This window comes from Seonamhaeicola sp. ABD4_340 (genome assembly GCF_056312135.1).
This window is the reverse complement of sequence record NZ_CM149981.1, coordinates 1,078,190-1,102,663: the sequence shown is the minus strand read 5'-3', so window position 1 is coordinate 1,102,663 and position 24,474 is coordinate 1,078,190. Positions and strand designations below refer to the sequence as shown.

The window sequence follows — 24,474 nt, the reverse complement described above, 5'->3', positions numbered from 1 at the left end:
TTAATGTGTACTACAAACTTTCAATAGCTGTTTTTAACATACTAATTGAAGTATATGCTTTACGGTCTCCAGCTAATCCATGTTTATCAATAAAAATATTAAGGCAATTCATAGCTTTTTCTTTATCCTTTAGTTTAAAGTAAACCTTTGCAAGTAATAGGTTGCCAATTATGAAGCTGTCTTTATTGGCTACCAAAGTATTGGCCATTTTAAATACGCGGTTTATACAATCGTCAGAATCAATAAATGCTGGAATTCCAAGTGCATCTGAACCTATGGTGTGAAGTCTATACTTATAATCTTCTGTTCCTTTGTATTTATTGGCTTCTTGCATTTTAAGTTGAAACCAATTTTTAAAATCTTTTTGGGTAGTAAAGAATTTATAGGTACTTTCTTTTTCTAACGATTCTAGTTGTTTTTCTTCTAAAAAAGAAACCCTCTTATTAACCTTTTTAATTTCATGTTTTAATTCTTCAAGTGTAGAAACTGTTTTTGCTTTATTAGTTAAATGTTTTGAAACAGTATTAATAACAGTTTTGTTATAATTCCAACTATTAACATTAGCCAATAGTTGTTTATTGTTTTTTACTATGTAGTTAAAGGCTTCAGAGTTATATTCAATATCGGTGTTAGCCAATATGTTGAACATTTTTTTTGTATTGAACTTTTCTATGGGCAAGGATTTAACTAGTTCTTTAGAAACTTCTGCGCTAGTTTTATTATCAAAAGCATCATTTAAAGCGTTTATGTAACTTAATACAAATTCTAAATTGCGCTCTCCTTCATTGTATTTTTTGGTTAATACATCTAATCTTTTAACTGGGTTTAAAGCGTTTTTTGTGCCTGTAATAAACTCTTCTAATGATTTACCTCCAACCATTCTATAAAGCTCTTTGCCGCTGTTGTTTAGAAAAAGCATGGTAGGATAAGCTTGAACGTTATATTGCTTTTTTAATTCTACACCTTCTCCTTTTTCAGCATCTATTTTTATAGAAATTAAGTTTTCGTTAAAGTAATTCCCAGCTTTTTCTTGAGGAAAAACTTCTTTATTCATTTTTTTGCAAGGTCCACACCAAACTGTATAAAAATCAACAAATAAATATTTATTTTCCTTTTTGGCTTTTGTTAAAGCTTGATTAAAACTTCCAGTTTCAAATGTAATGCCTTGCGAAAAGCTACTGTAACTTATAATAAGTACTCCAACAATAAATACTATTTTTTTCATGTTTTTTCTTTTACATTATTTATTACTTTCTAGTACTTAAGCATAAGTAGCAGAATAATATATCTTAGATGTTTCTATATGCCTAACTCCTTGAATAAGTCTATTAATTTATCGTCAGAAGGTCTTGGAGCCTGAGATTTAACTATGTTTCCGTTTGGATCTAATAATATAAACTGAGGAATGGCACTAATTTTATAAGATTTTATAAACTCTGATTCGAAGGCTCTATCTGCAAACAATTGTATTCCAGACATCTGTTTGTTTTTAATCATGTTTTTCCAAGCTTGGTAGTCTGCTTTTTTATCTACAGAAATACTTATAAACGCAATGTTTTTATCATGATATTGCTTTTCTATTTTTTGTAAAAAAGGAATTTCATATTTACATGGTCCGCACCATGTTGCCCAAATGTCTATATACACGTATTTACCTTTAAAATCTTCTAAAGACGTTGTTCCGCCATTGTAATTTTCATAGTCTGTAAACTTAGGAGATGGGTTTCCAGGATTTAAAAAAGATAATTCATTATACCGTTTGGTGATAAGAGCTTTATGAGTATCATTAGTAGAAATATTCATGAAGTTTTCATAAAATTCTTTTTTGTTTGGTACTCTTTGAAGTTTCCCTATGATATTATCATATAGCAAAAGATTACGTAAATCTTCGCTTTCTATGGTTAACGCTGCATTATTAAAAGCCTCTAGGTAACCCGCTTCTTTATTCTTTTCGTATTCTTGGTTGGTTCTGTTTCCAAGAATAACATATGTCATTAAATAGTAATATGCTGCAGAGTATTTATAATCCTCTGGCTTATCTGTAGGAATCTCATTTATCGCTTTCATGAAACCTTTAGATGCTTTGTAATTTTCATTACCAGGAGATCTCTTGTGGTAAAATGCTTGGTACATATATTTGTACTCTAGGTTTTTGTACGCTAAATGTCTTAACTCTTTTTCTTTGATATCTGCAGGTACATTGTCAAGGGCATTTAACTTGTTTTCTAATTGCTTTTTATCATTAGTTATCATCTTTACAAAGGTATCTTCATCTTTATCATAATAGTCCTTTGCATTAGACCTAAAATAATTTTCAGCTTTACCTCTTTCAACAAAATAATTATTTAAATCTGCATAATCACCTTTAAAAGTTAAGGTATTAATAAAGTCTTTTTCGCTAGCGGTGAAATTAACATTACCACCTTTGGTTATATAAGCTCCAGTAGATGTATTTCCGCATATAATGATGTAATGTCCATCTTTAATATCTAAGGTGTCTGAAAAAGATCCGTCTTTATTTATTTTGATAAATTCTTTAAACTCATCTCTAAACATAATGGTTAATTCTCCGCCATTTGTGTTTTCTATTTTTCCTGAAATAACTGTATATTCAGAAGTAGATAATTTTTGTTTACAAGACCCAAATAGTAGTACCAAAAAGGCAACAACGGTAATACATTTATAAATTTTCAATTTGAATATGTTTTTTAAAAGAAAAGCTACCTATAATAGTTTATTACTATGGCACTAATCTTATTTGTAGTGACAGAAGTACAACTACTTTAGATAGCTTTATATGTTAGTAACTGTTAATCTCTTACATTCTCGCCTATTTCAGGATTTGATAGAATATAGATTTGAGCAACAGGAAGTGCCCAGTTTTTGTCTCCAGGAGCAAGTGTATGCGATTCACCCGCTAAGGTATGCGTAATTGAAATGTTTGCATTATCAAACTCGTTATAGCGTTTTATGTCGAAGAAACGTAAGCCACCGCCCACAAATTCAATACGTCTTTCAAGTTTTACCAAATCTAGTACTTCATCAGCATCTGTACTTGTAATTGGGGTATACGTTCCAGTAGCAAATCTCTTTTCTCTAAGCGTATTTAAATCGTTTACAGCTAGTCCTGGTTGCCCTAAACGGGCATTACACTCTGCTCTTATTAATAAGGCTTCAGCAGTAGTAAATCCATTGGCTTTATGTCCTGAAAAGTAATGATAACCCAATGCTAACCCAGGTTTTTGAATACCAAAGAAAATTGAAATTTGAGCATATTTAGTAAGTCTTAAATCGTCCTGGTCATGCAAATTAAGAAGTTCATCTGTTAGAATTCTCATGTTATACGTGTTCGCATTTTTATTCCAAGCTACTTCAGGGTCATCAAAATTACGAGGCACATTTAGAACTGAAAATCTCAAACCATAAGTATTGTAGTCACTTAGCACATTATAAATGGCTAACGCATTATTGGCAGCCTCTCTTGCTTTTTCGTATTCAGCCATGTAAAGATATATACGCGCAAGTAGTATATTGGCACTTAGTTTTGTTGGGCGGTGTTTAAAAGTATTTTCTTGAAAAATATCAGGTAAATCTGCAATTGAAGTTTCTACTTCATCAACTATAAAATCATAAATTTCTTGTACAGAGGCTCTACTGAAATCTACGCCTTCTAGGTCTGAATTTAATCTAAGAGGTACTGCTAAATTAGATGATGCTGTAGCCGGATTGTAATGTAAGCCATACATGTTTGCTAAAGAAAAATAAGCAAATGCACGATGTATTCTGGCTTCTGCCTCCAATTGTTTCTTTTCCTCTAACTTCCCGTCGGCATCTAATACTTCTTCAATAACAATATTAGTAACGTAAATTTGACCGTACAAACGTGCCCAATCATCATCTTCTTCTGTTATATCAAATATGTTGTTTTCCCAAGTGTATGTTCTAAGGTCTTCAACTCCAAATCTATCAGTTAAATCGTCTGCAATTACAAAATCATCAGATAGTAAATCTGTATTTGAATAGGCACCAGTGAGCACTGGAGAAATAGCTCCAAACCTTGTAGATACCTGATCTAGTAAAAGCCTGTAGTCATTTACTTTTGTTGGAATTACAACTCCTTTTGGTTTAATATCTAACCATTCTTCTCTATCACAAGAAGTAAAAATAATTAAACCCAATAATAATATATATATTTTTTTCATAGTTTTAATTTTTAGAAGTTAGCCGTAAAATTTAATGAATAGGTAGGTTGTATAGGTAAAATTAAACTCTCAGGATCTTTACCCCACTTGTTAAAAGTAATAACCCCTAAATTACGTGCTTGCAAACTTAAACTTAGGCGTTGTAAACCTAATTTGGTTGTTAAATTTTTATCAAAATTATACCCAAAAACTATTTCTTTTATTCTAATGTGTGATGCATTATCTACTAATGTATTTCCTAATGAATAATATCTGTACCCATCATTAAATGTATCTTGAGCTGTGTCCCATAGTCTTGGTATTTCAGTAAATTCTTCATCACCAGGGTTTTGCCATCTATTTGCAAAATCTCTGTGTACATGGGCAGTACCATAAGAAGTTAAATTTGTAGCTGAGTGTAAGTTTAAAATGTCTGTGTTTCTAAATACATGCCCCAATTTAAAGGTGGTTAATGTTTTAAGAAATAAATTTTTATAAGTAAAGTTGTTAATCCAAGAGCCATAATACCTAGGTAGTGTAGTACCTTCGTAGTTTAGTGCCTCTATATTGGTAATATTATTTCCATCTTCTAAAACACCGTTAACTAATTTTTGACCTCTTACATTAATTAATTCACCATTTTCGTTATATCCTCCAGGATCTCCGTTTGCATCTAAACCAGCATAACTAAAACTGTATAAGTATCTTAATGGTTTGTTTTGTATAGGTTCTATAAAAGTTAGTACTGTGTTAACGTTTTGAGTAGGTGTATCTACTTTGGTTATTTCATTTTCATTATAACTAAAATTAACGGTTGTATTAAAGCTAAAGTCTTTTGTGTTTACTACCGCAACTTGCACATTAACATCAATACCTTTGTTTGTCATTTCTCCAGCATTAATAAGTGCTGAGTTAAAGCCATAGGTAGAAGAAAAGGATACGTTAGATAATAAGTCTTCACTTTTTTTATTGTAGTATTCAATACTTCCTCTAAGTTTGTTGTTAAAGAAACCATAGTCTATTCCAATATTAGTAACGTATGTTTTTTCTAATCTTAAATTAGGATTTTTTACATTTGAAACATAACCAAATAAATTACCGCTTGTAAAATCTCTAGCAATAGAAGCTTGTAAAAATGGGCTTGTAGAGGTATCAACATTACCATTACTTCCGTAAGTTGCTCTTAATGCTAATGCACTAAAAACGTCGTTATTAATAAAGTTTTCTCTTAAAAGATTCCATTTGCCTCCAACGGAAAATAAAGGAATATTACGATACTCTTCGCTTGCTCCAAACAAGTTAGCATCATCTAAACGGATACTGGCGTTAAGTGTATATTTTCTATCAAAAGTGTAGCCTCCATTGGCGTAATATGAAATAAAACGATTTTCAGCTTCTATATATCTTGCAGGGTCTTCAATAATTTGAGGTGCAAAACCAGGTGTTACATTAACAAACTCTCCATAAGGGACGTTTCCAAAAGAGAGAGACTGGGTATCAAACCCATAGTTTCTAGATGTATTACCATTAACTAAAACTTGACGAAGCTCATAACCTCCAATAGCATTTACTTGGTGTAAACCATTGTTAAACGATTTGTCAAAATTTAATTGAAATCTTGCCGAATGTGATTTATTATAGTTATGTCCTTTTTCAATAATACTTCCTGTGGGAATAGTGCTTACCAATTCATTGTTTTCATCAAATGCCGTAAATCTGTTTACAGTACTTCGTGTTAGGTAAGTTTCTTCATTAAAAAGGCGTGTAGCTTCGGCATTTGAATATTCATACTGGTAAGAACCTTCTATAGATAAATTATCAGTAATATCATATTTTAATGCTGCTTGCAAACGCATTAATGTACTTTTTGTTCGGTTATTTTTATTATCGTGTTCTCGTTTTAAATTGTAGTTCCAGTCATAAGGAAAACCTAAAGCAACCTGTTGCTCTTTAAAGTCTTGGTTAAAAGAAAAATGTTGAGTTAAATAATTCCCGTCTGTATCAACAATATTTTGATATTGTTGCAAAGTACTTAATTCGCCAAAATTCATTCCATTAGAGTATTGATTGATGGTATTAAAACCAATATACCCTGTAAATGTTAATTTATCTGTAAGATTTGAAATACTGCGGATATTAGCTAAAATTTCCTCACGATCATTTCCTGTAAAAGAGCCTATATTTTTATTTTTATTATAGGCAATTGAACTTCTGTAAGAACTGTGTTCTCCTCCTCCTGATACTGCAAAGTTATACTGTGTCCAAGTGGCATCGTTCATAAATAAATCTTCAAATTGTCTTCTGCTATCTATACCTCTATAATTATTAGCAATTGCATCTGCTTCTGCCTCGGTAATTTCTCCAAGTCCCGCTCTCATATAGGCTTCTTGAGATTCGGTTAAAGGCGGTTGACTAAACCCTTGAGGTAACCTAAGAAAATTATTTAAACCTTTATGTTTCTCTAATGCTAATAAATCATCTGTAGAACCGTATTGGTAATCCATAATATCATTATGAGGTGTAATTGAGAAATTTGTTGAGAAATCTATTGAAGTTTGTTGGTTTTTTTCTCCTTTTTTAGTAGCAATTACAATAACACCGTTTGCTGCACGTATACCCCAAATAGAAGCGGCAGCGGCGTCTTTTAAGATAGTAATATCTTGTATATCGTTTGGGTTAAGAGATTCTATTCCTTGGGTAATAGGGAAACCATCAACTACAATTAATGGTTTACTATTGGCATTTATTGTACTAATACCTCTAATAACTGGGGTTTGGTTACCATCTGCATCAAAATCAAAAAGTAAACCTGCTGCTTGTCCTTCTAGTTTTGTTAAAAGACTTTGGGCTATTCTATTTTCAAGTTGTTTTTCAGATACTTTGTTAAATGACCCAGCGGCACGTTCTTTAGAAATTTTTTGATATCCTGTGCTAAGTACTACTTCATCAAGCTCATTGGCGTTTTCCTTAAGTACTACGTTAAGTTCTGTTTGGTTGTCTACCACAAACTCTTGAGTTAAAAAGCCAATAAATGATACTTTAATAATATAGCCTTTTAATGCTGTAATGGTAAAGCCGCCATCAAAGTCTGCCGCTACACCTTTAATGAAATCGCCACTGGCAGTAGTAATAGTTATGTTAGCTCCTGGTAGTGGCGCTCCATTTTTATCTTTTACAGTACCTTTTATTTGCTGCTGATAAATACCCTGCCTAATAAAATCTTTTTGTTTTAAAACTATGGTTTTGTTAGGTGTTAGTTCATAAACATAGTTGCTAAACGATAGACTTTTTGATAACAAATTATGAACCGTAATAATACCTTTTTTTAAGTGAATTTCTGGGGCGTTTTTAAAATCTTCGGTTTTATAAATAAACCTATAGTTTGTTTTTTCTTTTATAAGTTCAAAAACTTCAATAACAGATATTTCTTGTTCTTCATCAATGTTTATTTTGATGTTTTGTGAAAAACTGTTGTTAGAGTTAAACCCAAAGGATAAGGCGCAAAATAAAAAAATGAAGGTTTTCATAAGCATCAAAGAGAGTTGTTTCCTATAGTTTATAGGAACTCGAATAAATTTAATTTTCATAAATTTGAGTGTTTTTAGTTAGTTAAACATTTAATTAATTAAATACGCCTTAAAAAGGAACTGAGAATGGTACGGTAGGATGTCTAAACTCTGTTCCTTTTCCCTTTTTATTATTCTATAATTACTTGCCCATTTTGAATAATAAAAGACATATTTGTTGCGTTTTGTATCATTGTTAAAATTTCTTCTATATTTTGTGTTTTATCAAAAGAGCCCCCAAATAGTTCGGTTTCAATGTTTTTGTTTTTAAAGTTTACATCAACATCATACCATCTTGATAAAACCATCATTATTTCTTTTAAAGGTTTGTTTTTAAAGCTAAATACACCGCTTTTCCATGAAATTTCATTGTAAACATTTATAGTGTTTACTGCAATTTTGTTGTTGTTAGGTGTGATTATTGATTGCTGATTGGGTTTTAAAATGGTACTATTTGTATGGTTTGCAACCATTACTTTTCCTTCAACCAAAGTGGTTAAAATATTTGTGTCTTCTTTATAGGCTTTAATATTAAATTCTGTACCCAAAACCTCAATAGTTTGGTGGTTGTTTAATACTTTAAATTTAGAGCCGTTATTGGCTGTACTTGGTGATACATCAAAATATGCTTCGCCATATACAAGCTCTACAGTTCTGGTTTCTCCTTCAATAAAATTTGTTGGGTATTTTAATTGCGAATCTGAGTTTAGCCAAACCTTTGTGCCATCGGCTAGATTTACCAAAAATTGCCCTCCTCTAGGAATGGTTAAATAATTGTAGGTTATACTTTGTTTTGCGGTTTTTGGTGTGTTATAAATTAATTCTTTGCCATTACTTTTAACGTTGTTGGTAATGTAATTTTGCCCTTTTTCTAGAGTTATTTTACTACCGTCATCTAGTGTTAAAGTGGCCTTGTCTGTGCCAGCTTGTATGTTGTTTTGTGTAGCAACTTTAGTACTATTTGTAGTGTTGTTTAGTATAAAATAACCAAAACCAAGTAGTGCAATTATTGATGCTGCAATGCCATACCTAAATAACTTTTTAATATGTAAACGTTTTCTGTTAATTTCTTGTAAGCTTTTATTTAAGGCGTTGTTATAAGGAAATTTGTGAAGCGCATTGGTTAAATGGTTAACTTCTACAAATGCGTTGAAATACTCAAGGTTGGTATTGTTTTGTAACCAAGATTTAAGTATTTCAGACTCTTTTTCAGAGATAGTATTATCTATTAATTTAACAATAATTCTATCTATTTTTTTTTGGTTCATTTTTTTATAAGCTTATTTGTAGTAATGACGTAAATTTTTTAAAACCCCCTTGATTTTAATTTATTTTTTTAACATTTGTATTACAGAAACATAAAATTTTAGTTAACTGAAAGATAAAAATATCATATTAGAACGTATTAAAAAAGGTGACCAAAATGCCTTTGAACAGTTGTATAAAACATACTACGAAAGCCTTTGTGTTTATCTTAAAAGTTATACTTCAGACCACGCAAAAATTGAAGATACGGTTCAAGATGTTTTTATAAAATTATGGCATAAAAGAAAACGGTTATCTGTTAAAAAGTCATTAAAAAGTTATCTTTACAGAGCTGCTTATAATACGCTTATGGATAATTATAGAAAGCAACAAAGAAATGATGAAATGCTTTCTTCATATTACCATACTGCAGTAATGAGAGCTATTGAAACAGATACAGCAATAAAAACAGATAAGATTACTAAAATGAAATCTTGTATAGAATTGTTACCAGGTAAGTGTAAACAAGTTTTTAAACAAAGTAAGATTTCTGGATTAAAACGCGCTCAGGTAGCTGAAAATTTGAATATCACTATTAAAACAGTTGAAGGGCATATTACCAAAGCGTATGCGTTATTAAAAATGTGTTTAGAAACAACTTAGCCTCTTCACTTTTATAATAACATTAGTTATAATACTTCAAACAACAAACTCATTTTCTGGAGTAATTTTAATTATTAAGTAATTGTGATTTCTATTTGCAGCCAAACGCATTATTTTTTACTTTCAGAAGTTTTACAGTAAACAACACCTTTCAAAATTATAGCATCATTAAAATAAAAAAAGTAACTCCTATCATGTTTATTTTTAGAATTTTAAGGTTTTTGTCCTATTAATGTCCATACTGTTTTTTTAATTGTTAACTTTCTAACAATTAACTTTGAAAGTATCAATTAAACAAAATAAATTTTATGACATTTTTTAAAACATCATTGTTTGTGTTTTTCTTTTTGAGTGTATTAAACATAGATGCACAAACTTGGAAAAACCCAAATGCAAATCTAGATGATAGAGTTGAAGACCTATTATCTAAAATGACCCTTGAAGAAAAAATTAGTTATTGTGGTTCTGCAATAGAAGGTATTGACCGACTTGGTATTGAACCATTTGTATGGTACGGTGAAGCACTTCATGGTTTAAAAGCTTGGAATTGCACACAGTTTCCTCAAAATAATGCTATGGGATCTACGTGGAATCCAGATTTAATGTTCGATGTAGCAACGGCCATTTCTAATGAAGCAAGAGCACTTAAAAATGCTGGTAAAAAAGAGGTTATGATGTTTTCTCCAACAGTAAATATGGCACGCGACCCACGTTGGGGAAGAAACGAAGAATGTTACAGTGAAGATCCGCATTTAATGTCTGAAATGGCACGTATGTATATAAGGGGTATGCAGGGTAACGACCCAAAATATGTAAAAACGGTAACCACTGTTAAGCACTATGTGGCCAACAATGTAGACACACGAAGAGAATACAGCCATTCATTGGTAAGACACAAAGATTTACACGAGTACTATTTTCCTGCATATAAAACATGTATTGTAGATGAAGAAGCCACTGGTATTATGACTGCACTTAATGGTGTAAATGGTGTGCCATGTTCTGCAGATGAGTGGTTGGTAAATGGTGTGTTGCGCAATGATTGGGGTTTTGAAGGTTACGTTATTGCAGATTGGGCTGCCATTCAAGGTATTGAAAAACGCATGCGATTTGCACAAACTCAAGAAGAAGCGGCGGCAATGGCCATAAAAGCGGGTGTAGATCAAGAGTGTTTTAGACATAAAACAAGAAAAGCACCTTTTGTAAAAGCACTTAAACCTGCTATAGAACAAGGTTTATTAACTGAAGATGAACTTGATGTTTCGGTAAGAAGATTACTAAGATTACGATTTATGACTGGTGATTTTGATGATGCTTCGTTAAATCCGTATTCTAAAATTCCATCTAGTGTTTTAGAATGCGATGCGCATAAGCAATTAGCACTCAAAGCTGCTGAGCAATCTATTGTGCTTCTTAAAAATGATAATATTCTACCACTTAAGAATGATGATAGTAAGTTGGCAGTTATTGGGCCTTTCGCCAATCGTTGTTGGTTAGGTATTTATTCTGGTAACCCTAGTAGTAAAGTGTCTCCACTAGACGGTATTAAAAAAAGAGCAAAGGGCGAAGTCAATTTTGCCGAAGGTTGCTCTGTTACGGGAGATTCTGAAGACCAACAAAAAATTGATGAAGCGGTTGCTCTGGCAAAAAAATCAGATTACGTTATTTTGGTGGTTGGTAATGATGAATCTACTGCTACAGAAACTAAAGATAGAATGTCTTTAAGTTTACCAGGAAAACAGCATCAACTTATTAAAGCGGTGCAAGCGGTAAATAAAAATGTGATTTTGGTGGTTATTCCTAGTGGTTCTACGTCTATTGGATGGGAGCAGAAAAATTTACCCGGAATTATTTGTGCTTGGGCTAATGGGCAAGAGCAAGGTACTGCATTGGCTAAAGTATTGTTTGGTGAAGTAAACCCAGGAGGAAAACTAAACACAACTTGGGTGAAATCTGAAAGAGATTTACCTCATATGCATGATTATAACATTCAAACTTGGAAAGATGATTACGGACCTGAAGTTGGGCGAACATACATGTATTCTAAAAAGAAACCTTTATATCCGTTTGGCTTTGGTTTAAGTTATACAAATTTTGAAATTTCAGATTTAAAGGTGAGTAAAAGTCGTATAAAAGCGAATAAAGATGTTATAGTTACTGCCAAAGTTTCTAATATTGGCGATATGGATGGAGACGAAATTGTACAAGTGTATGTTCGTGATGTTAAAGCTTCTGAAATTACACCAGTAAAAGCATTGAAAGGGTTTAAACGTGTTAGTGTTTCTGCTGGCAATGCTAAAACGGTTTCTATAAAATTACCATATGAAGCCTTCTCAAGATATAATGTTAAATCAAAACAGTTTGAGGTTGAAGCTGGTGATTTTGAAATTATGATTGGGCAGTCTAGTGAAAAAATTGTTGCTACTAAAACAGTTTCAGTAGATAATGGCATAATCCCTAATATTAAAGTTGGACAAAAGAGTGGTTATTATAATGCTGATGACGCTAACCGATCAAAATCTTGGAACTATTTATATAAAGAAGCAAGTTTTAATACAGCTAATAATGATAATAGTACAGATGATTCTTCAAAATGGATAGAATATGAAATTACTTTTATAGACCCAGGTGTTTATGTAAACACATGGGATGCTGAATTATTATTTAAATCAACTTCAAATAATGCTATAATTGAAGCGTCAATGGAAGGAATTAAAATTGATACTTATGAAGTAGCTTGGAAAAAATCTCAGGCCATTAAAATACCTATTCCACCAGAGTATGGGAAGCCTGTAAGATTACAAATTAAAACATTACAAGGTGAGGTTGAGCATGAAGCTATAAAAATTATTCCTCCAGGGAATAATAAAAAACCTTTTATAATATCTAAAATTGTAAATAGATCTAAATAAGTAGCATACTACAAATAAGAAATTATTTTGCCTTAAAATTGTTAAATACTTACTGTCATTCTGAATTTATTTTAGAATCTCATCCAACATTTAACATGTCTTATGAAAACCTGAAACAAGTTCAGGTTAACAAAAGCATAACTTTTAAGGCAACATAATTTTTTTATATATGAATTAAATAGAGTTTATATAAGTAACTAAATTATCATCTCTTTGTAGCCCTAGTTTTTTTCTAAGTCTATAACGTGCTTTGTTTACGCTATCGGCTGAAATGCCTAATAGTTCAGCCATTTCTTTGGTTGAAAAATTTAACTTTACAAGAGCGCATAGTTTTAGTTCATTTCTACTAAGGTTGGCATGTTGTTTACCTAAAGATTCGTAAAAAGAATTGTTAACTTGCACAAATCTGGCTTCAAATTCATCCCAAGTTTTGGCGGCATTAATTTTAATTGTGCTTTTAATTTGTTCTACAGAGCTATCATTTTCTTGGGTTTTTACAGTTTCAAGCCCTTTTTTAATTTCTGCTAATAACTTGTCTTTTTCTATTAATTGAAGCGCTGTTACGGCTAATTCTTTTTTCTTAATTTCTACTTCGGTATTAGCTTTTTCTGCTGCTAAATTCTTTTCGGCTGTATGTTTTTTACGTAATAACCAAACTCCAAAAAGCGTTGCAATAACAGTTATAGCAAACAATATTATGGCAAATAATAATTGTAAATTAAGTTTTTCTTTTTGTGTTTTTATTGCTTGTAATTCTTGTTCTTTTTTAAGCTTGTTATTTTCTATTATAGATTTTCTGTATGAGTCTTTAATTTCAAATAGTTGTTTGTTTCTTTTGCTTTGGCTTCCAAATAGGCTATCTCCTAGAATTTTTGAAGCTGTCATTTGCTTAAAAGCCAATTTATAATTTCCTATTTGACTATTTAACTGAGATATTTTTTCTAACAATTCTACTTTAATGCCTACTCTTATGTTTTTTTTAGAAATAATATTTAAACACTTATTGTAAAATTTTAAGGCTTTTAGTTTTTCGTTTTTTTCAGCATATAAATCTCCTAACATAGAATAAATAATAGAGGCGTAATCATGATTATCTGAAATTTGATTTAAAATTTTGTTTAATATGTTTTCTGAAGCATTATAACTTCCTGTTAAGGTATAAATGTGGGCTTTTTCTGTTAACACATAAAGCTTTTCGTTAAATGAGCTATTAATAGAGTCTAAAATATATTCGCATACATCTAGGTGTTGTTTAGCTAAAGCGTATTTTTGGTTCATTCTGTAGGTTAAAGCAGCCGAATAATATAAATTAGATTTTTGTTTTGGCTTTTTTAAAATACGTAGTTTGTTTGCGTATACAAACATAGAATCTATAGAGGCAAAGGCTTTTTCTTTGTTATAAAATATAGAATATAGTAATGATAGGTTTTTATGTGCTTGGTATTTAATTTTTAGATTGTTTAAAGAATCTGAAATTATTAAGGCACTCCAAAGTTTATCATATGCCTCTGGGTAATTTGCAATAGAAGTTAGATGTTTAGATATTTCTATATTTTGTTGGGCTTGTTTTAATATGCTATCATGTTTGCTTTTTTGAGCAATACAAAATTGGAAAAGCGTGAAAATATATAATAGAAAAAACTTTCTAAACATGTTAATATGATGGCAGTAACTTTTATATTATAATTACACTTTTTTAATAACATTGGTTACAATACCCCAAATAACAAACTCATTTTCTGGAGTTATTTTAATTATTGGGTAATTGGGGTTTTCTGGCTGCAGCCAAACTTCATTATTTTCTACTTTTAGGCGTTTTACGGTAAACTCACCATCTAAAAAGCAAACGGCTATTTTATTGTTTGTGGGTTCTATACTGCGGTCTATTACCAGTAAATCATTATCATCTAAACCTGCGCCAACCATAGATTGCCCGCTAACACGTGCAAAAAATGTGGCTTCTTTGTTTTTTATAAGTTCTTTGTCTAATGATAGGCGTTGCTCTTTAAAATCTTCGGCAGGTGATGGAAATCCTGCTGAAATGCCGCCATCAATAAATAAGGAGCCTAAGGCGTCATCTTGTGCGTTTTGAGGTGTGAAGAAGGTTAAATTTGCAGATTTGTGTAATATCATTTTTTTGGTGTTGTTTTGCGTTAGGGATTGAACGGTTTGTTGGAGCTCCTCGTAGAGAGCGACTAGTGAAAGCCCGACCCTTGTGGTAACGCCATAAAGATACTAATTATTTTACCACAATAATGTCTTTTATATTGGTTGTGTATTTGGGCGATAGGTGCTCTTGACGCATTTTCCAGGTGCGTTTTAAGTCTTGGCTTGCTAGTTTTATTTTATAGTGGCCGTATTTGTTGTTTAGCTTGTCTATTGATTGCATGAGTGGTTGGTGTTTGGGGTTTTCTTTTTCAAACATATTAAGCTGAAGGTTGTTGGTTGGCACCAAACCTGATACTACAACGCCTGCTTTTTTGTATTTAATGCCTTTTTTAAAAATTGAGGTTACGGCTTTTACGGCTTCGGTGCTAATTGTGAGCGATGAATTTGTGGGATAGGGCAGATTTATTACGGCGCTACCGCGGTGTTGTTGTGCGTTTTTTTTATGCCTATCACTACTAAGGGTTACATATATTACGTAACAACTGGAGTGTTGTTTGCGTAGTTTTTCGGCACAGGTTGTGGCAAATGTGGCAATGCGTTCTTTTATGTAGTTTATGTCGTTATAAGAAAAATCGAAACTACGTGTTGTGGCAATGGCTTTTTTGTTTGTAGGTTCATCTAGCGTTATTTGTGGTATGCCTTCTAAATCTTTTTTTAATTTAAAGCCTGTGGTGCCAAAGTTGTTGCGTACCCAAGCGTTGGGCAGGTTTACAAAGTGCATGGCTTTTTTGCAGCCTTTGCTGCTTAGGCTTTTGTGAAACCCACGGCCAATACCCCAAACATCTTCTATGTTAATCCAGTTTAAGGCTTTAAGGCGTTTTTCTTCAGAATCAATTACATATACGCCACCGGTTTCATTGGGAAATTTACGGGCTATTTTATTGGCAATTTTACTGAGTGATTTTGTGGGCGCAATGCCAACACAGGTTGGTATACCTGTCCATTTTAAAATACGCGTACGCATTTGATGGCCGTAATTATTAAGGTTGTAGTTTTCAAAACCTTTAAACTGCATAAAGGCTTCGTCTATGCTATATACTTCAACATCGGGTGTAAATTGTTTTAGTATATTCATAACCCTACTACTCATATCTCCGTAAAGTGGGTAGTTAGATGAAAGCACGGTAATATTGTTTGCCTTACAGAAGCTATCCCATTTAAAAATAGGTGCGCCCATAGGCAAATTTAAAGCTTTGGCTTCATCACTACGTGAAATTACGCAACCATCGTTATTGCTAAGTATAGCAATGGGTTTTCCTTGTAAATTAGGGTTAAAAACACGTTCGCATGAAGCATAAAAATTATTACAATCTACTAGTGCAAACATAGGCTGTAAAGATACAAGAAAATGATGTTTTAAATATTTAAAATAACCAGATTTAAATTTTTTTCGGCTTGAGAAAATGTTTTTAAAGTTTTAAATCCAACAGCTTTGTGAGCATTTATGGAGCGGGTGTTTTTGCTGTCAATTAACGTAATAATACAACTAAATTGGTTTTTGAGGCTGTGTGCCATGTGGTTGTATAGCCCCTTAAAAACACCTTGTCTTCTAAAATTTTTATCAATACAAATTTGCCCCATAACTACGTAGTTTAAATTGGGGTTTACAACGGATTCAATATGGCTAAACATTGGTTTTAAAATATTAATATCATTTTTAAAATCTTTTAACATTGTAAGGGCATATCCAATAACGTTGTTATTATGTTTTGCAATTATATGCGGGCAGGCATTGTTCATGGTTTGTAGAATTTCAAAAGAATGATGCACGGTTACAAAGCCTTCTTTTTGTTTTATGTTTTCAGAAACATTTGATATTAAATTGGCTTTTTGAAGTTCTAAAATTTGAAGTAATTCAATTTTAGTTGAAACGTGTGTGTATGCTATGTTTGTTTGCAAATGTGTGGTTTATTTTTGAAAGATAAAGATATGCTTTTTATACATTTGTTTTGATGGTTAGTAAATACGTAGAATATATAGAAAGACGGAATTCTTTGTTTTTTAGGGTGGTTGCTGCATTTTGTTTTACGGCAACAATTGGAGCGATTATATATTTTGTTAGCACCATGAAATTTTCATTGAGTCAAAAACATTTTTACGCGCATTTTGATTTGTTGCAGATTGTTTTCATTCTTCTTTTTATTGGAATTTATTGCTCATATACAATAAATTGTTATTTCGATTTTGAAAAGAAACTTTTTAAACGGGAGTTTGCTTTAGGTATATTGAAGTTTGGAAAATGGAAAAAACTACCACAAATTGATTATGTATCATTGTTTGCTATTGACAGGAATGTGTATCAGGTGAATTTATGGAATAACAAAAATAAACATTGGGATTTATATGAAGAATTTAATTATAAAGATGCTTTTACGATAGCTTTTGAATTGTCAGAATTATTGAAAATAGATTTATTAGACGCAACAGTTAGGAATGATTTTAAATGGATAAACAAAGCCGCAACCAAGCAACAAGGTAAAGTGGTTTATTTTTAAAAAAAGAGGTGTTAGTTTACCTCATGCAATAGGTTTTTTATGTGTTTGTTTTGTAAAAACCCATTGGTAATCATATTCATTGATTGTAGGTGTGGCGATGTGTTTGCTTCAATAATAACAGGTCCGTTTGGTGTAATAGCAACATCCCAACCAATTAACCTATCAGGAAAATAATTAACCGCATTAATAACTGTGGTGCAAGCTTCTTCAAAATAAGGTATTTTAAAACCTTCAAAAGCTACATTACTGTTGGGGTGTTTTGTTATTAGGTGTCCGCCATATTCAGGAAAATAATAGCCGTGTTTTTGTAAGGTGCCTTCATTAATATTAATACCCACAAAAAAACCACCCGATGCAGAGTTATCTACAATACTATCTCCAACACCAAACCTAATAATGGCAGCAACAATTTTGGTGGCACCTTCTTTTGTTATAACGGTTATAATTCTTAAGGTGTTTAATGAGCTACTGTGTATTTTATTAATTAAATGGTGTTGTTTAATAATTTCAGTAAAAACAAAGTTGCCTTTAATTATAGTGTTGTGGTATGAGTTTTTTAATGCTTCTTTGTAATTTTTAGCTGTTATTTTAAAGCAGCCTCTGCCGCCATAATCTGCTGGAGGTCTTACAAAAATAGCTTCAATATTTTCAGTATTAAAAATAAGTTCAAATGTTTTAATGGCAGATGTTAGCGTGCTTAAATTGTGCATTTGCCCATTATAATAAAAGCTAGTATAAAAGTTATAACCAATAAGTTTGGGAGTTTTTAAGTTGTTTTGCTTACTTGTTAAAGCAAAAAACAATTTATTATTTACAGTGTTTGTAAGCGCCGGATTGTGTATTTTTTTATGAGTTTGTAGTTTTTGTTGTTCTTTTAAACTCAGGTGTTCTAAAAAATTTTTGGCGTCTTTTCTATACAGAAATTTAAAATAGTAGTAAGGAATTTCTCTTTTTTTAATTGTAAGAATTATAACTTCTTTAAGTATTGTGAAAACACTTTTTTTATTAGGGTATTTTAAAAAAACCTTTAGTCTATTTTGCATATAATAATTTCTAAAAAATATCTAACTTTTTTGAAAAACTGTGGCCTGTACGTTTATAGGTTGTTGTGGTGCCGTTAGCACAAAAATTATAAATAGCGGTAGCTTTACTTTCTTTAACTGATATAAGTACAACATCATCAACGCTACATTTGTAATCTTTAGCAACACGTTTTTTTATGTGTGTTATGGTAGCGCGCCCTTTTTTTAATTGTGTTTGTATTTTTTTATTAAGTTTAGGCTCCTTAAAATCTGCGGGTAAATTGCAGGTGTTATTGTTTGTTGTAATTGTATTATTTTGTGCGTTTGTTGGCGCTTTTAAATCAATGTATTCCCAAGTAAAATTGGCTTTAAGTAAAACACGACGCCCATCTTCAGTTTTAACAATATGGTTGTTTTGAGACAGTGCAGAATATGATATTAAAAATATAATAGCAACAAGAAAATGTTTCATAATAATAAATGCTTAGGTTAAATTCAAAAGTACAATTTATATAATACTAACATTTAAATAATGCAGTTAATTTACCACATGGCAGTATGCAAGCCACAGTTTTTCAACAACCGTTTTAATTTCAGTTTCGTTTAAATGTCCATAGCCAAACCTAATGGCACAAGTGTATTTGTCTTGGTATAAAATGGTTTTTGGTAAAAAAACACCTTGCTTTTTAGTAGCTGCGGCGTATTTAATTAATGAAATTTTAGGTTTAAATTGTAGCCAAATGGCTAAACCACCATTTGGAATTTCAAAAGTTATTTTGTTTTTAAAATAGGTGTGAAGGTGCTTACATAAAATATCACGCCGCTGCTTGTATACCACTATATTTTTTTTTGTAAGTCTGTAAATTTCACCTTCATCAATTAATTCGGCAAGCATTTGTTGTTGTATAATATCGCCTTGTTCGTCAAGCAACTGTAAATAGTTTTTAGCTTCGGCAATTAAATTTTCTGGAGCTACCACAAACCCAGTTTGAAAACTAGGAAATAATGACTGCCCTAACTTGCCTAGGTAAATTACCATGCCATTAACATCGGCACTAGCCAAGGGTAACATGGCAGAACCTTCAAATTGAAAATCGTAATCAAAATCATCTTCAATAATGGCAAATTTGTAGGTTTTAGCAAGGTTTAAAAGTTCTAAACGCCTTTTTGCACTTAATGTTTGTGTGGTTGGATAGTGCCTGTTTGCGCAAACATAAATGCACCTTATGCGGTGTTTTATAAAATGTGTTTTAATGTATTCTATGTTTATACCATCTGCATCAACAGGAATTGTTTTTATAGTAGCGCCAGCTTGTTGAAAAATCATATTAGCAGCGTAATTACTTAAATTGCCAACTAAAACAATATCGTTTGGTTTTATAAGAAGTTGAGAAACAATGTACAAACTCATTTCAGTGCTTCTGGTACTAATAAAATTGTTTGGCTTTATATGAAAACCGCGTGTGGCGTTTAGGTAATTGCAAATATGTGTGTGGAAAATTGATGCCGATGTATGGGCGTCATTCCACTTATTAACCACCAATTTACGTTTCATTACAGCGCTATACCAGCGTGAAAATTGATGTATGGGATGCAACCTTAAATCTGGTTTTCCGTCATTAATTATAAATTTTGCATTGGTTTTTTCGGTAGTTGAAGCTAAATGTAACGATTGCTGAAACGGAAATCCGGTAGTTTTAGAGTATTCATAAGCATCATCAATATTACGCTGTACAGTTGCTTTAATAGGCGCGTTGCCTTGTTTGGGTACCAACACAAATGTACCTTTGTTAGGTATAATTTCTACCCAACCTTGTGATGCCAACTCATCATAAACGGCCACGGCGGTATTACGGTGTATTTTTAATAAATTACTAAAGGTACGTGTTCCTGGTAATACGGTACCTTTTAATAAATATCCGCGCTGAATGGCATTTATAATTTGTTGGGCAATTTGAATGTAAACAGGGTTAGTTCCTGTTTTTTCAAACGTTATTAACTGTTCTAAAATATTTACAACCGGACTATTCATAGTTTTAAAACTGGACTATACAAATCGTCCGGAAAGTTACGAATTTTGCACCGCTTTTAAATAATCAATTTAATACATGAAAACAACAGTAGTTTTTACAGCTTTTTTAGCATTATTAACGGTAACTGGTTTTGCGCAACAAACACCACAAGACCAAAAGTTAGATACCGTTTTAATTGCTTCAACCAGAATAGATTTACCTTTTAAAGAAAACTCTAGAACCATAGACGTTATTTCGGCAACAGACATAAAAAACAGTGCCGCAACAACAGTAGCAGAATTATTACAACAGGTAGCAGGTGTAGATATTCGCCGAAGAGGTACTGCCGGTAGTCAAGCAGATTTGTACATTCGCGGTGGTAGTTTTGACCAAACTTTGTTGTTAATAGATGGCATAAAAATGGACGATGCGCAAACAGGCCACCACACCATGAATGCTGCATTGCCTATAGAAGTTATTGAGCGTATTGAAATTATAAAAGGGCCAGCAGCTCGTGTATTTGGGCAAAATGCATTTACAGGAGCCATAAATATTGTAACTAAAAAACAGTTAAAAAATACGGTATCTGCAAATTTAGAAACAGGTTCTTTTGGGCAGTTAAATGGCTCAGTAACTGTAGGCTCTGAGTTAGAGAATTCATCACATATTATACATGCAGGAAAATTAACTTCTGAAGGTTATAGAGTAAATTCAGATTATGAAAACTCTAACTACTTCTTAAAGAGTGTATTCAATAAAAATGCACAACCTATTGAAATGATTGCTACATTTTTTGATAGAAAATTTGGTGCCGAAAATTTCTACACTACTAACCCAACATTTAACGAATACGAAGAAACACAAAACAGTTTGCTTGGGTTTACAACAGCATTCAAATCAAACCAATTAAAAATTAAACCACGTGTTTACTGGAAACGTAATCAGGATATATTTTTATTAAGACGAAACGAGCCTAACTTTTACAGAAACTTACACATTACAAATAAAATAGGAGCAGAGGTTAACGCATCATACAACTCTAAACTTGGTGTTACAGGTTTTGGTGTAGATGTATCAAAAATTTACATTAGAAGTAACAACTTGGGCAAACGTAATAGGTTTATGGCTAATATGTTTTTAGAGCATCAATTTAAATTATTTAATAATAAACTAGATATTACACCGGGTGTAGCTGTAACCTATTTTTCAGATTTTAAATTTCATGCATTCCCTGGTTTAGATGTTGGTTACAAACTAACCAATAATTTTAAACTTTATGCAAACACAGGTTACACGTACAGAATACCAACATATACAGATTTGTATTACGCAGATCCGGCAACCGTTGGAAACGAAAATTTAGAGCCAGAAGAAGCCTTATCTGCAGAGTTTGGTGGTAAATATTTTTCACAAAAAGTAACAGCTTCATTTGCACTTTTTTACAGAGATGCTAGCAAATTAATAGACTATGTAAAGGTTTTAGAAGACGACCCTTTTACTGCAACAAACCTAAGAGATTTGTACACAAAAGGTTTTGAGGTTAATGCAGGCTACAACTTTACAATAGCAAATAAGCCACAAAATATAGCTTTTGGTTATACGTTTATTGAAGACGAAGTTGGCACGTTAAATATTCCGTTTTCAAGGTATTCAATAAACTCATTAAAACATCATTTTACAGGGCGTTTAAACACAAAAGTGTCAAACAACATTAACTTAAATGTAGTATATAAACATGCCGAACGTACCGAAGGTTTAAGCTATAATGTTTGGGATGCCTCGGCAATTATAAACCTAAACCAATTAGAATTTACTGTAACAGCCGCTAATATTTTTGATGCAGATTATATAGAGTCTGGTATAGTGCCAATGCCACCAAGTAATGTATTATTTGGGTTGCGCTATAATTTTAACTAAAACCAAAGCAACAAACATATTTTTTAACTGAAGCTGCATTTTTTATGCAGCTTTAGTTTTTTACACCCAATATTAATTTATTTAATACGTTAAAAAACAGGCAAAACAAAAAATAGTAATGTAGTTACTTAACGTTTACTTAACTTTGCCAACTAATTTTAAGTAAATTGAAATTGAACCTACAAGAAGTTCCAAGAGTAAAAAACATAACCAAACAAGAGTTTATAAAAAACTACTTTAAGCCTCAAAAACCTGTGGTTATTGAGCGTTTTATTGATGATTGGCCTGCATATAAAAAATGGAATTTAGAGTATATAAAAACCATTGCAGGTAATACCGTTGTACCACTTTATGATGACAGACCAGTTGATTATAAAGAAGGTTTTAACGAGCCACATGCTAAAATGAAAATGGCCGATTACATTGATTTACTTAAAAAAGAGCCCACAAAATATCGTATTTTTTTGTGGAATATTTTAAAAGAAATTCCGCAGTTACAAAAAGATTTTAAGTTTCCAGATTTTGGGCTAAAACTCATGAAAGGTATTCCAATGTTATTTTTTGGTGGCACCAATTCGCATACATTTATGCATTATGATATAGATTTAGCTAACATTTTTCATTTTCATTTTGAAGGAAAAAAGCAATGTATTCTATTTAATCAAAAACAAAATAAATTTTTATATAAAATACCACACGCATTAATAACCCGCGAAGATATAGATTTTAGTAACCCTAATTATGAAAAATGGCCCGCATTAAAACATGCACAAGGCTATAAAACAGAACTAAAACATGGCGAAATTCTATACATGCCCGAAGGTTATTGGCACTACATGAAATACCTAACACCAGGCTTTTCAATGAGTTTACGTGCCATTGCACGTAACCCAAAAAACTTTAGTAAAGCACTTTATAACATACTTATAATGCGCCATTTTGATAACGCTATGCGAAAAATAAAAGGCCAAAAATGGATAGATTGGAAAAACCAAAAAGCCATTACACGTACACACAAACATTTAAACATTTAAGGATTAGTTTACAAAAGATGTAGTATATTTGCCGCTTAAAATTAATATCCCAAATAATGAAAAAGAACATAATTTTAGTAGTAGCCTTATTAAGCGTTGTATTTGTTAATGCTCAGGCTTTTATTGGTAACACAGACAACAAATTTCAAGTAGGCGCCAATTTTCAAGACAACGGTACCGGTATTAATGTAACTTATGATTATGGTATTGGCGAAAACATATCAATTGGTTTAGCATCAACCTATCTTTTAAGCGTTGAAGAAGCTATTGATGCCGATTTTGGCGATAGAATAGACGTAAGAGCCCGTTTTAGTGCCAACTTAGGCAACGTTATTAATGTAGATGATAATTTTGATGTATACCCAGGTTTAAGCCTTGGTTTAAAAAACTTTGGAGGCCATTTAGGGTTGCGCTATTTCTTTTCTAGTGGTTTCGGTATTTATTCTGAATTAAATGCACCATTTGCTAAATACAATAGTGATACTTTAACACCTGCTGAAAAACTTCACAATCAATTTAATGTTAGTTTTGGCGCAAGTTTCAATATTTAAAAAAAAGTAAAAACAATATTTAAAAAGATAGCTTTTAAAGCTATCTTTTTTTGTTAAGTACAGTTTATATTGTCATTATAAGAAAGTGCTGCTTTGTAATTGTACAAAAAAAAGGTGTTTATTCACTTAAGTTTCAAAATAGCAAGTTTTTAAAAAACTCAATGCGCTAGTTCATTAGCTTTTTCGTACACTAAATGCGGTTCCCAACCACGATATAGTAAAAAATCAATGAGTTTTTTTCGTTTTTTCATAAGGTTAGTTTCAGTAATACTGTCAGCTTTTTTTTCGGCTAAAGCATTAAAAACCTCGATGTACTCCATTTCTGTAATTTCAGCAAGTGCACGGTTTATATTAACTTTGCTAATGTCCTTTAATTTAAGTTCTTGAGTTAAACGGCGCCGCCCCCATTTCTTAATTCTAAACTTACCGCTAACAAATGTTTTGGCAAAACGTTCCTCATTAAGGTAGTTATGCTGTAATAGATGTACAATAATAACATCTATGGCTTCGGGTATCATGTGCATACCTTGTAGTTTTTGCCTAACCTCTTTATGGCAGCGTTCTTGGTACGCGCAATAGTGCTCTAGTTTTTTTGTAGCCTCTTGTACCGTATAAGTGTTTTTTTGTTGCCGCATAAGCACCAAAAATATAAAAGCATTAGCAGTTTTAAAAGTATAAACATAAAACCCAAACAACAAACAACTAAT

Annotated in this window: 19 protein-coding genes; 6 read left to right on the top strand and 13 right to left on the bottom strand. The window is 31.8% G+C overall.

The features are described from left to right. Positions 1–10 precede the first annotated feature (10 nt). From ACYX4H_RS04785 to ACYX4H_RS04765, 5 genes are all read right to left on the bottom strand, one after another. Positions 11–1,225 carry a thioredoxin family protein gene (locus ACYX4H_RS04785; RefSeq protein ID WP_476238076.1) on the bottom strand — a complete coding sequence of 405 codons (1,215 nt, stop codon included), beginning with the start codon at positions 1,223–1,225 and terminating at the stop codon, positions 11–13. A 74-nt stretch (positions 1,226–1,299) separates the two neighbouring features. Continuing rightward, entirely contained in the window at positions 1,300–2,694 is a 1,395-nt protein-coding gene (locus tag ACYX4H_RS04780; protein ID WP_476238074.1) for a TlpA family protein disulfide reductase, read from the bottom strand. Between the two features lie 116 nt (positions 2,695–2,810). Continuing rightward, a complete protein-coding gene (locus ACYX4H_RS04775) occupies positions 2,811–4,202 on the bottom strand; it encodes a RagB/SusD family nutrient uptake outer membrane protein (protein WP_476238073.1) in 1,392 nt (463 codons plus the stop codon). 11 nt (positions 4,203–4,213) lie between these two features. Then, a complete protein-coding gene (locus tag ACYX4H_RS04770) occupies positions 4,214–7,708 on the bottom strand; it encodes a SusC/RagA family TonB-linked outer membrane protein (protein WP_476238072.1) in 3,495 nt (1,164 codons plus the stop codon). Between the two features lie 170 nt (positions 7,709–7,878). Next, a complete protein-coding gene (locus ACYX4H_RS04765; RefSeq protein ID WP_476238070.1) occupies positions 7,879–9,015 on the bottom strand; it encodes a FecR family protein in 1,137 nt (378 codons plus the stop codon). A gap of 106 nt (positions 9,016–9,121) precedes the next feature. Between ACYX4H_RS04765 and ACYX4H_RS04760 the strand changes: the two genes are divergently transcribed. Then, a complete protein-coding gene (locus tag ACYX4H_RS04760) occupies positions 9,122–9,655 on the top strand; it encodes an RNA polymerase sigma factor (protein WP_476238632.1) in 534 nt (177 codons plus the stop codon). Between the two features lie 308 nt (positions 9,656–9,963). Continuing rightward, positions 9,964–12,567, top strand: coding sequence for a glycoside hydrolase family 3 C-terminal domain-containing protein (locus ACYX4H_RS04755; protein ID WP_476238069.1), 2,604 nt, complete (start codon positions 9,964–9,966; stop codon positions 12,565–12,567). A 174-nt stretch (positions 12,568–12,741) separates the two neighbouring features. Here ACYX4H_RS04755 and ACYX4H_RS04750 read toward each other — a convergent pair whose 3' ends face one another. The 4 genes from ACYX4H_RS04750 to ACYX4H_RS04735 form a co-directional block, all read right to left on the bottom strand. Next, the gene (locus ACYX4H_RS04750; RefSeq protein ID WP_476238068.1) at positions 12,742–14,220 is read right to left on the bottom strand and encodes a tetratricopeptide repeat protein; all 1,479 of its coding nucleotides are present in this window, start codon (positions 14,218–14,220) and stop codon (positions 12,742–12,744) included. Positions 14,221–14,253: 33 nt separating this feature from the next. Beyond that, positions 14,254–14,700, bottom strand: coding sequence for a LexA family protein (locus tag ACYX4H_RS04745; RefSeq protein ID WP_476238066.1), 447 nt, complete (start codon positions 14,698–14,700; stop codon positions 14,254–14,256). 106 nt (positions 14,701–14,806) lie between these two features. Further along, on the bottom strand, positions 14,807–16,063 hold the full coding sequence (locus tag ACYX4H_RS04740; protein ID WP_476238063.1) for a Y-family DNA polymerase: 1,257 nt from the start codon (positions 16,061–16,063) through the stop codon (positions 14,807–14,809). Positions 16,064–16,092: 29 nt separating this feature from the next. After that, complete coding sequence (locus ACYX4H_RS04735) at positions 16,093–16,635, bottom strand: N-acetyltransferase family protein (RefSeq protein WP_476238062.1); 543 nt, start codon at positions 16,633–16,635, stop codon at positions 16,093–16,095. 50 nt (positions 16,636–16,685) lie between these two features. On the opposite strand from ACYX4H_RS04735, the gene ACYX4H_RS04730 reads away from it, so the two are divergent. Continuing rightward, on the top strand, positions 16,686–17,231 hold the full coding sequence (locus tag ACYX4H_RS04730; protein WP_476238061.1) for a hypothetical protein: 546 nt from the start codon (positions 16,686–16,688) through the stop codon (positions 17,229–17,231). Between the two features lie 11 nt (positions 17,232–17,242). Here the strand turns inward: ACYX4H_RS04730 and ACYX4H_RS04725 are convergent, their stop codons facing one another. From ACYX4H_RS04725 to ACYX4H_RS04715, 3 genes are all read right to left on the bottom strand, one after another. Next, positions 17,243–18,274, bottom strand: a complete 1,032-nt coding sequence (locus ACYX4H_RS04725) for a sugar-transfer associated ATP-grasp domain-containing protein (RefSeq protein ID WP_476238059.1) — start codon at positions 18,272–18,274, stop codon at positions 17,243–17,245. Positions 18,275–18,284: 10 nt separating this feature from the next. After that, positions 18,285–18,725, bottom strand: coding sequence for a DUF3157 family protein (locus ACYX4H_RS04720; RefSeq protein ID WP_476238058.1), 441 nt, complete (start codon positions 18,723–18,725; stop codon positions 18,285–18,287). Between the two features lie 66 nt (positions 18,726–18,791). Beyond that, on the bottom strand, positions 18,792–20,285 hold the full coding sequence (locus ACYX4H_RS04715; RefSeq protein ID WP_476238056.1) for an aminotransferase-like domain-containing protein: 1,494 nt from the start codon (positions 20,283–20,285) through the stop codon (positions 18,792–18,794). Positions 20,286–20,361: 76 nt separating this feature from the next. On the opposite strand from ACYX4H_RS04715, the gene ACYX4H_RS04710 reads away from it, so the two are divergent. From ACYX4H_RS04710 to ACYX4H_RS04700, 3 genes are all read left to right on the top strand, one after another. After that, complete coding sequence (locus ACYX4H_RS04710; RefSeq protein ID WP_476238055.1) at positions 20,362–22,182, top strand: TonB-dependent receptor plug domain-containing protein; 1,821 nt, start codon at positions 20,362–20,364, stop codon at positions 22,180–22,182. Between the two features lie 167 nt (positions 22,183–22,349). Beyond that, positions 22,350–23,216, top strand: a complete 867-nt coding sequence (locus ACYX4H_RS04705; RefSeq protein ID WP_476238053.1) for a cupin-like domain-containing protein — start codon at positions 22,350–22,352, stop codon at positions 23,214–23,216. A gap of 56 nt (positions 23,217–23,272) precedes the next feature. Beyond that, positions 23,273–23,767, top strand: coding sequence for a DUF6646 family protein (locus tag ACYX4H_RS04700; protein WP_476238051.1), 495 nt, complete (start codon positions 23,273–23,275; stop codon positions 23,765–23,767). 158 nt (positions 23,768–23,925) lie between these two features. Here the strand turns inward: ACYX4H_RS04700 and ACYX4H_RS04695 are convergent, their stop codons facing one another. Continuing rightward, complete coding sequence (locus ACYX4H_RS04695) at positions 23,926–24,402, bottom strand: regulatory protein RecX (RefSeq protein ID WP_476238050.1); 477 nt, start codon at positions 24,400–24,402, stop codon at positions 23,926–23,928. Positions 24,403–24,474: the final 72 nt, after the last annotated feature.

Excerpts from the sequence above, each read along its gene's own strand:
- ACYX4H_RS04775 (WP_476238073.1), bottom strand. The coding sequence starts at position 4,202 with ATGAAAAAAATATATATATTATTATTGGGTTTAATTATTTTTACTTCT.
- ACYX4H_RS04765 (WP_476238070.1), bottom strand. The coding sequence starts at position 9,015 with ATGAACCAAAAAAAAATAGATAGAATTATTGTTAAATTAATAGATAAT.
- ACYX4H_RS04750 (WP_476238068.1), bottom strand. The coding sequence starts at position 14,220 with ATGTTTAGAAAGTTTTTTCTATTATATATTTTCACGCTTTTCCAATTT.
- ACYX4H_RS04720 (WP_476238058.1), bottom strand. The coding sequence starts at position 18,725 with ATGAAACATTTTCTTGTTGCTATTATATTTTTAATATCATATTCTGCA.
- ACYX4H_RS04715 (WP_476238056.1), bottom strand. The coding sequence starts at position 20,285 with ATGAATAGTCCGGTTGTAAATATTTTAGAACAGTTAATAACGTTTGAA.
- ACYX4H_RS04725 (WP_476238059.1), bottom strand. The coding sequence starts at position 18,274 with ATGCAAAATAGACTAAAGGTTTTTTTAAAATACCCTAATAAAAAAAGT.
- ACYX4H_RS04755 (WP_476238069.1), top strand. The coding sequence starts at position 9,964 with ATGACATTTTTTAAAACATCATTGTTTGTGTTTTTCTTTTTGAGTGTA.
- ACYX4H_RS04785 (WP_476238076.1), bottom strand. The coding sequence starts at position 1,225 with ATGAAAAAAATAGTATTTATTGTTGGAGTACTTATTATAAGTTACAGT.
- ACYX4H_RS04740 (WP_476238063.1), bottom strand. The coding sequence starts at position 16,063 with ATGTTTGCACTAGTAGATTGTAATAATTTTTATGCTTCATGCGAACGT.
- ACYX4H_RS04700 (WP_476238051.1), top strand. The coding sequence starts at position 23,273 with ATGAAAAAGAACATAATTTTAGTAGTAGCCTTATTAAGCGTTGTATTT.
- ACYX4H_RS04745 (WP_476238066.1), bottom strand. The coding sequence starts at position 14,700 with ATGATATTACACAAATCTGCAAATTTAACCTTCTTCACACCTCAAAAC.
- ACYX4H_RS04770 (WP_476238072.1), bottom strand. The coding sequence starts at position 7,708 with ATGAAAACCTTCATTTTTTTATTTTGCGCCTTATCCTTTGGGTTTAAC.
- ACYX4H_RS04695 (WP_476238050.1), bottom strand. The coding sequence starts at position 24,402 with ATGCGGCAACAAAAAAACACTTATACGGTACAAGAGGCTACAAAAAAA.
- ACYX4H_RS04710 (WP_476238055.1), top strand. The coding sequence starts at position 20,362 with ATGAAAACAACAGTAGTTTTTACAGCTTTTTTAGCATTATTAACGGTA.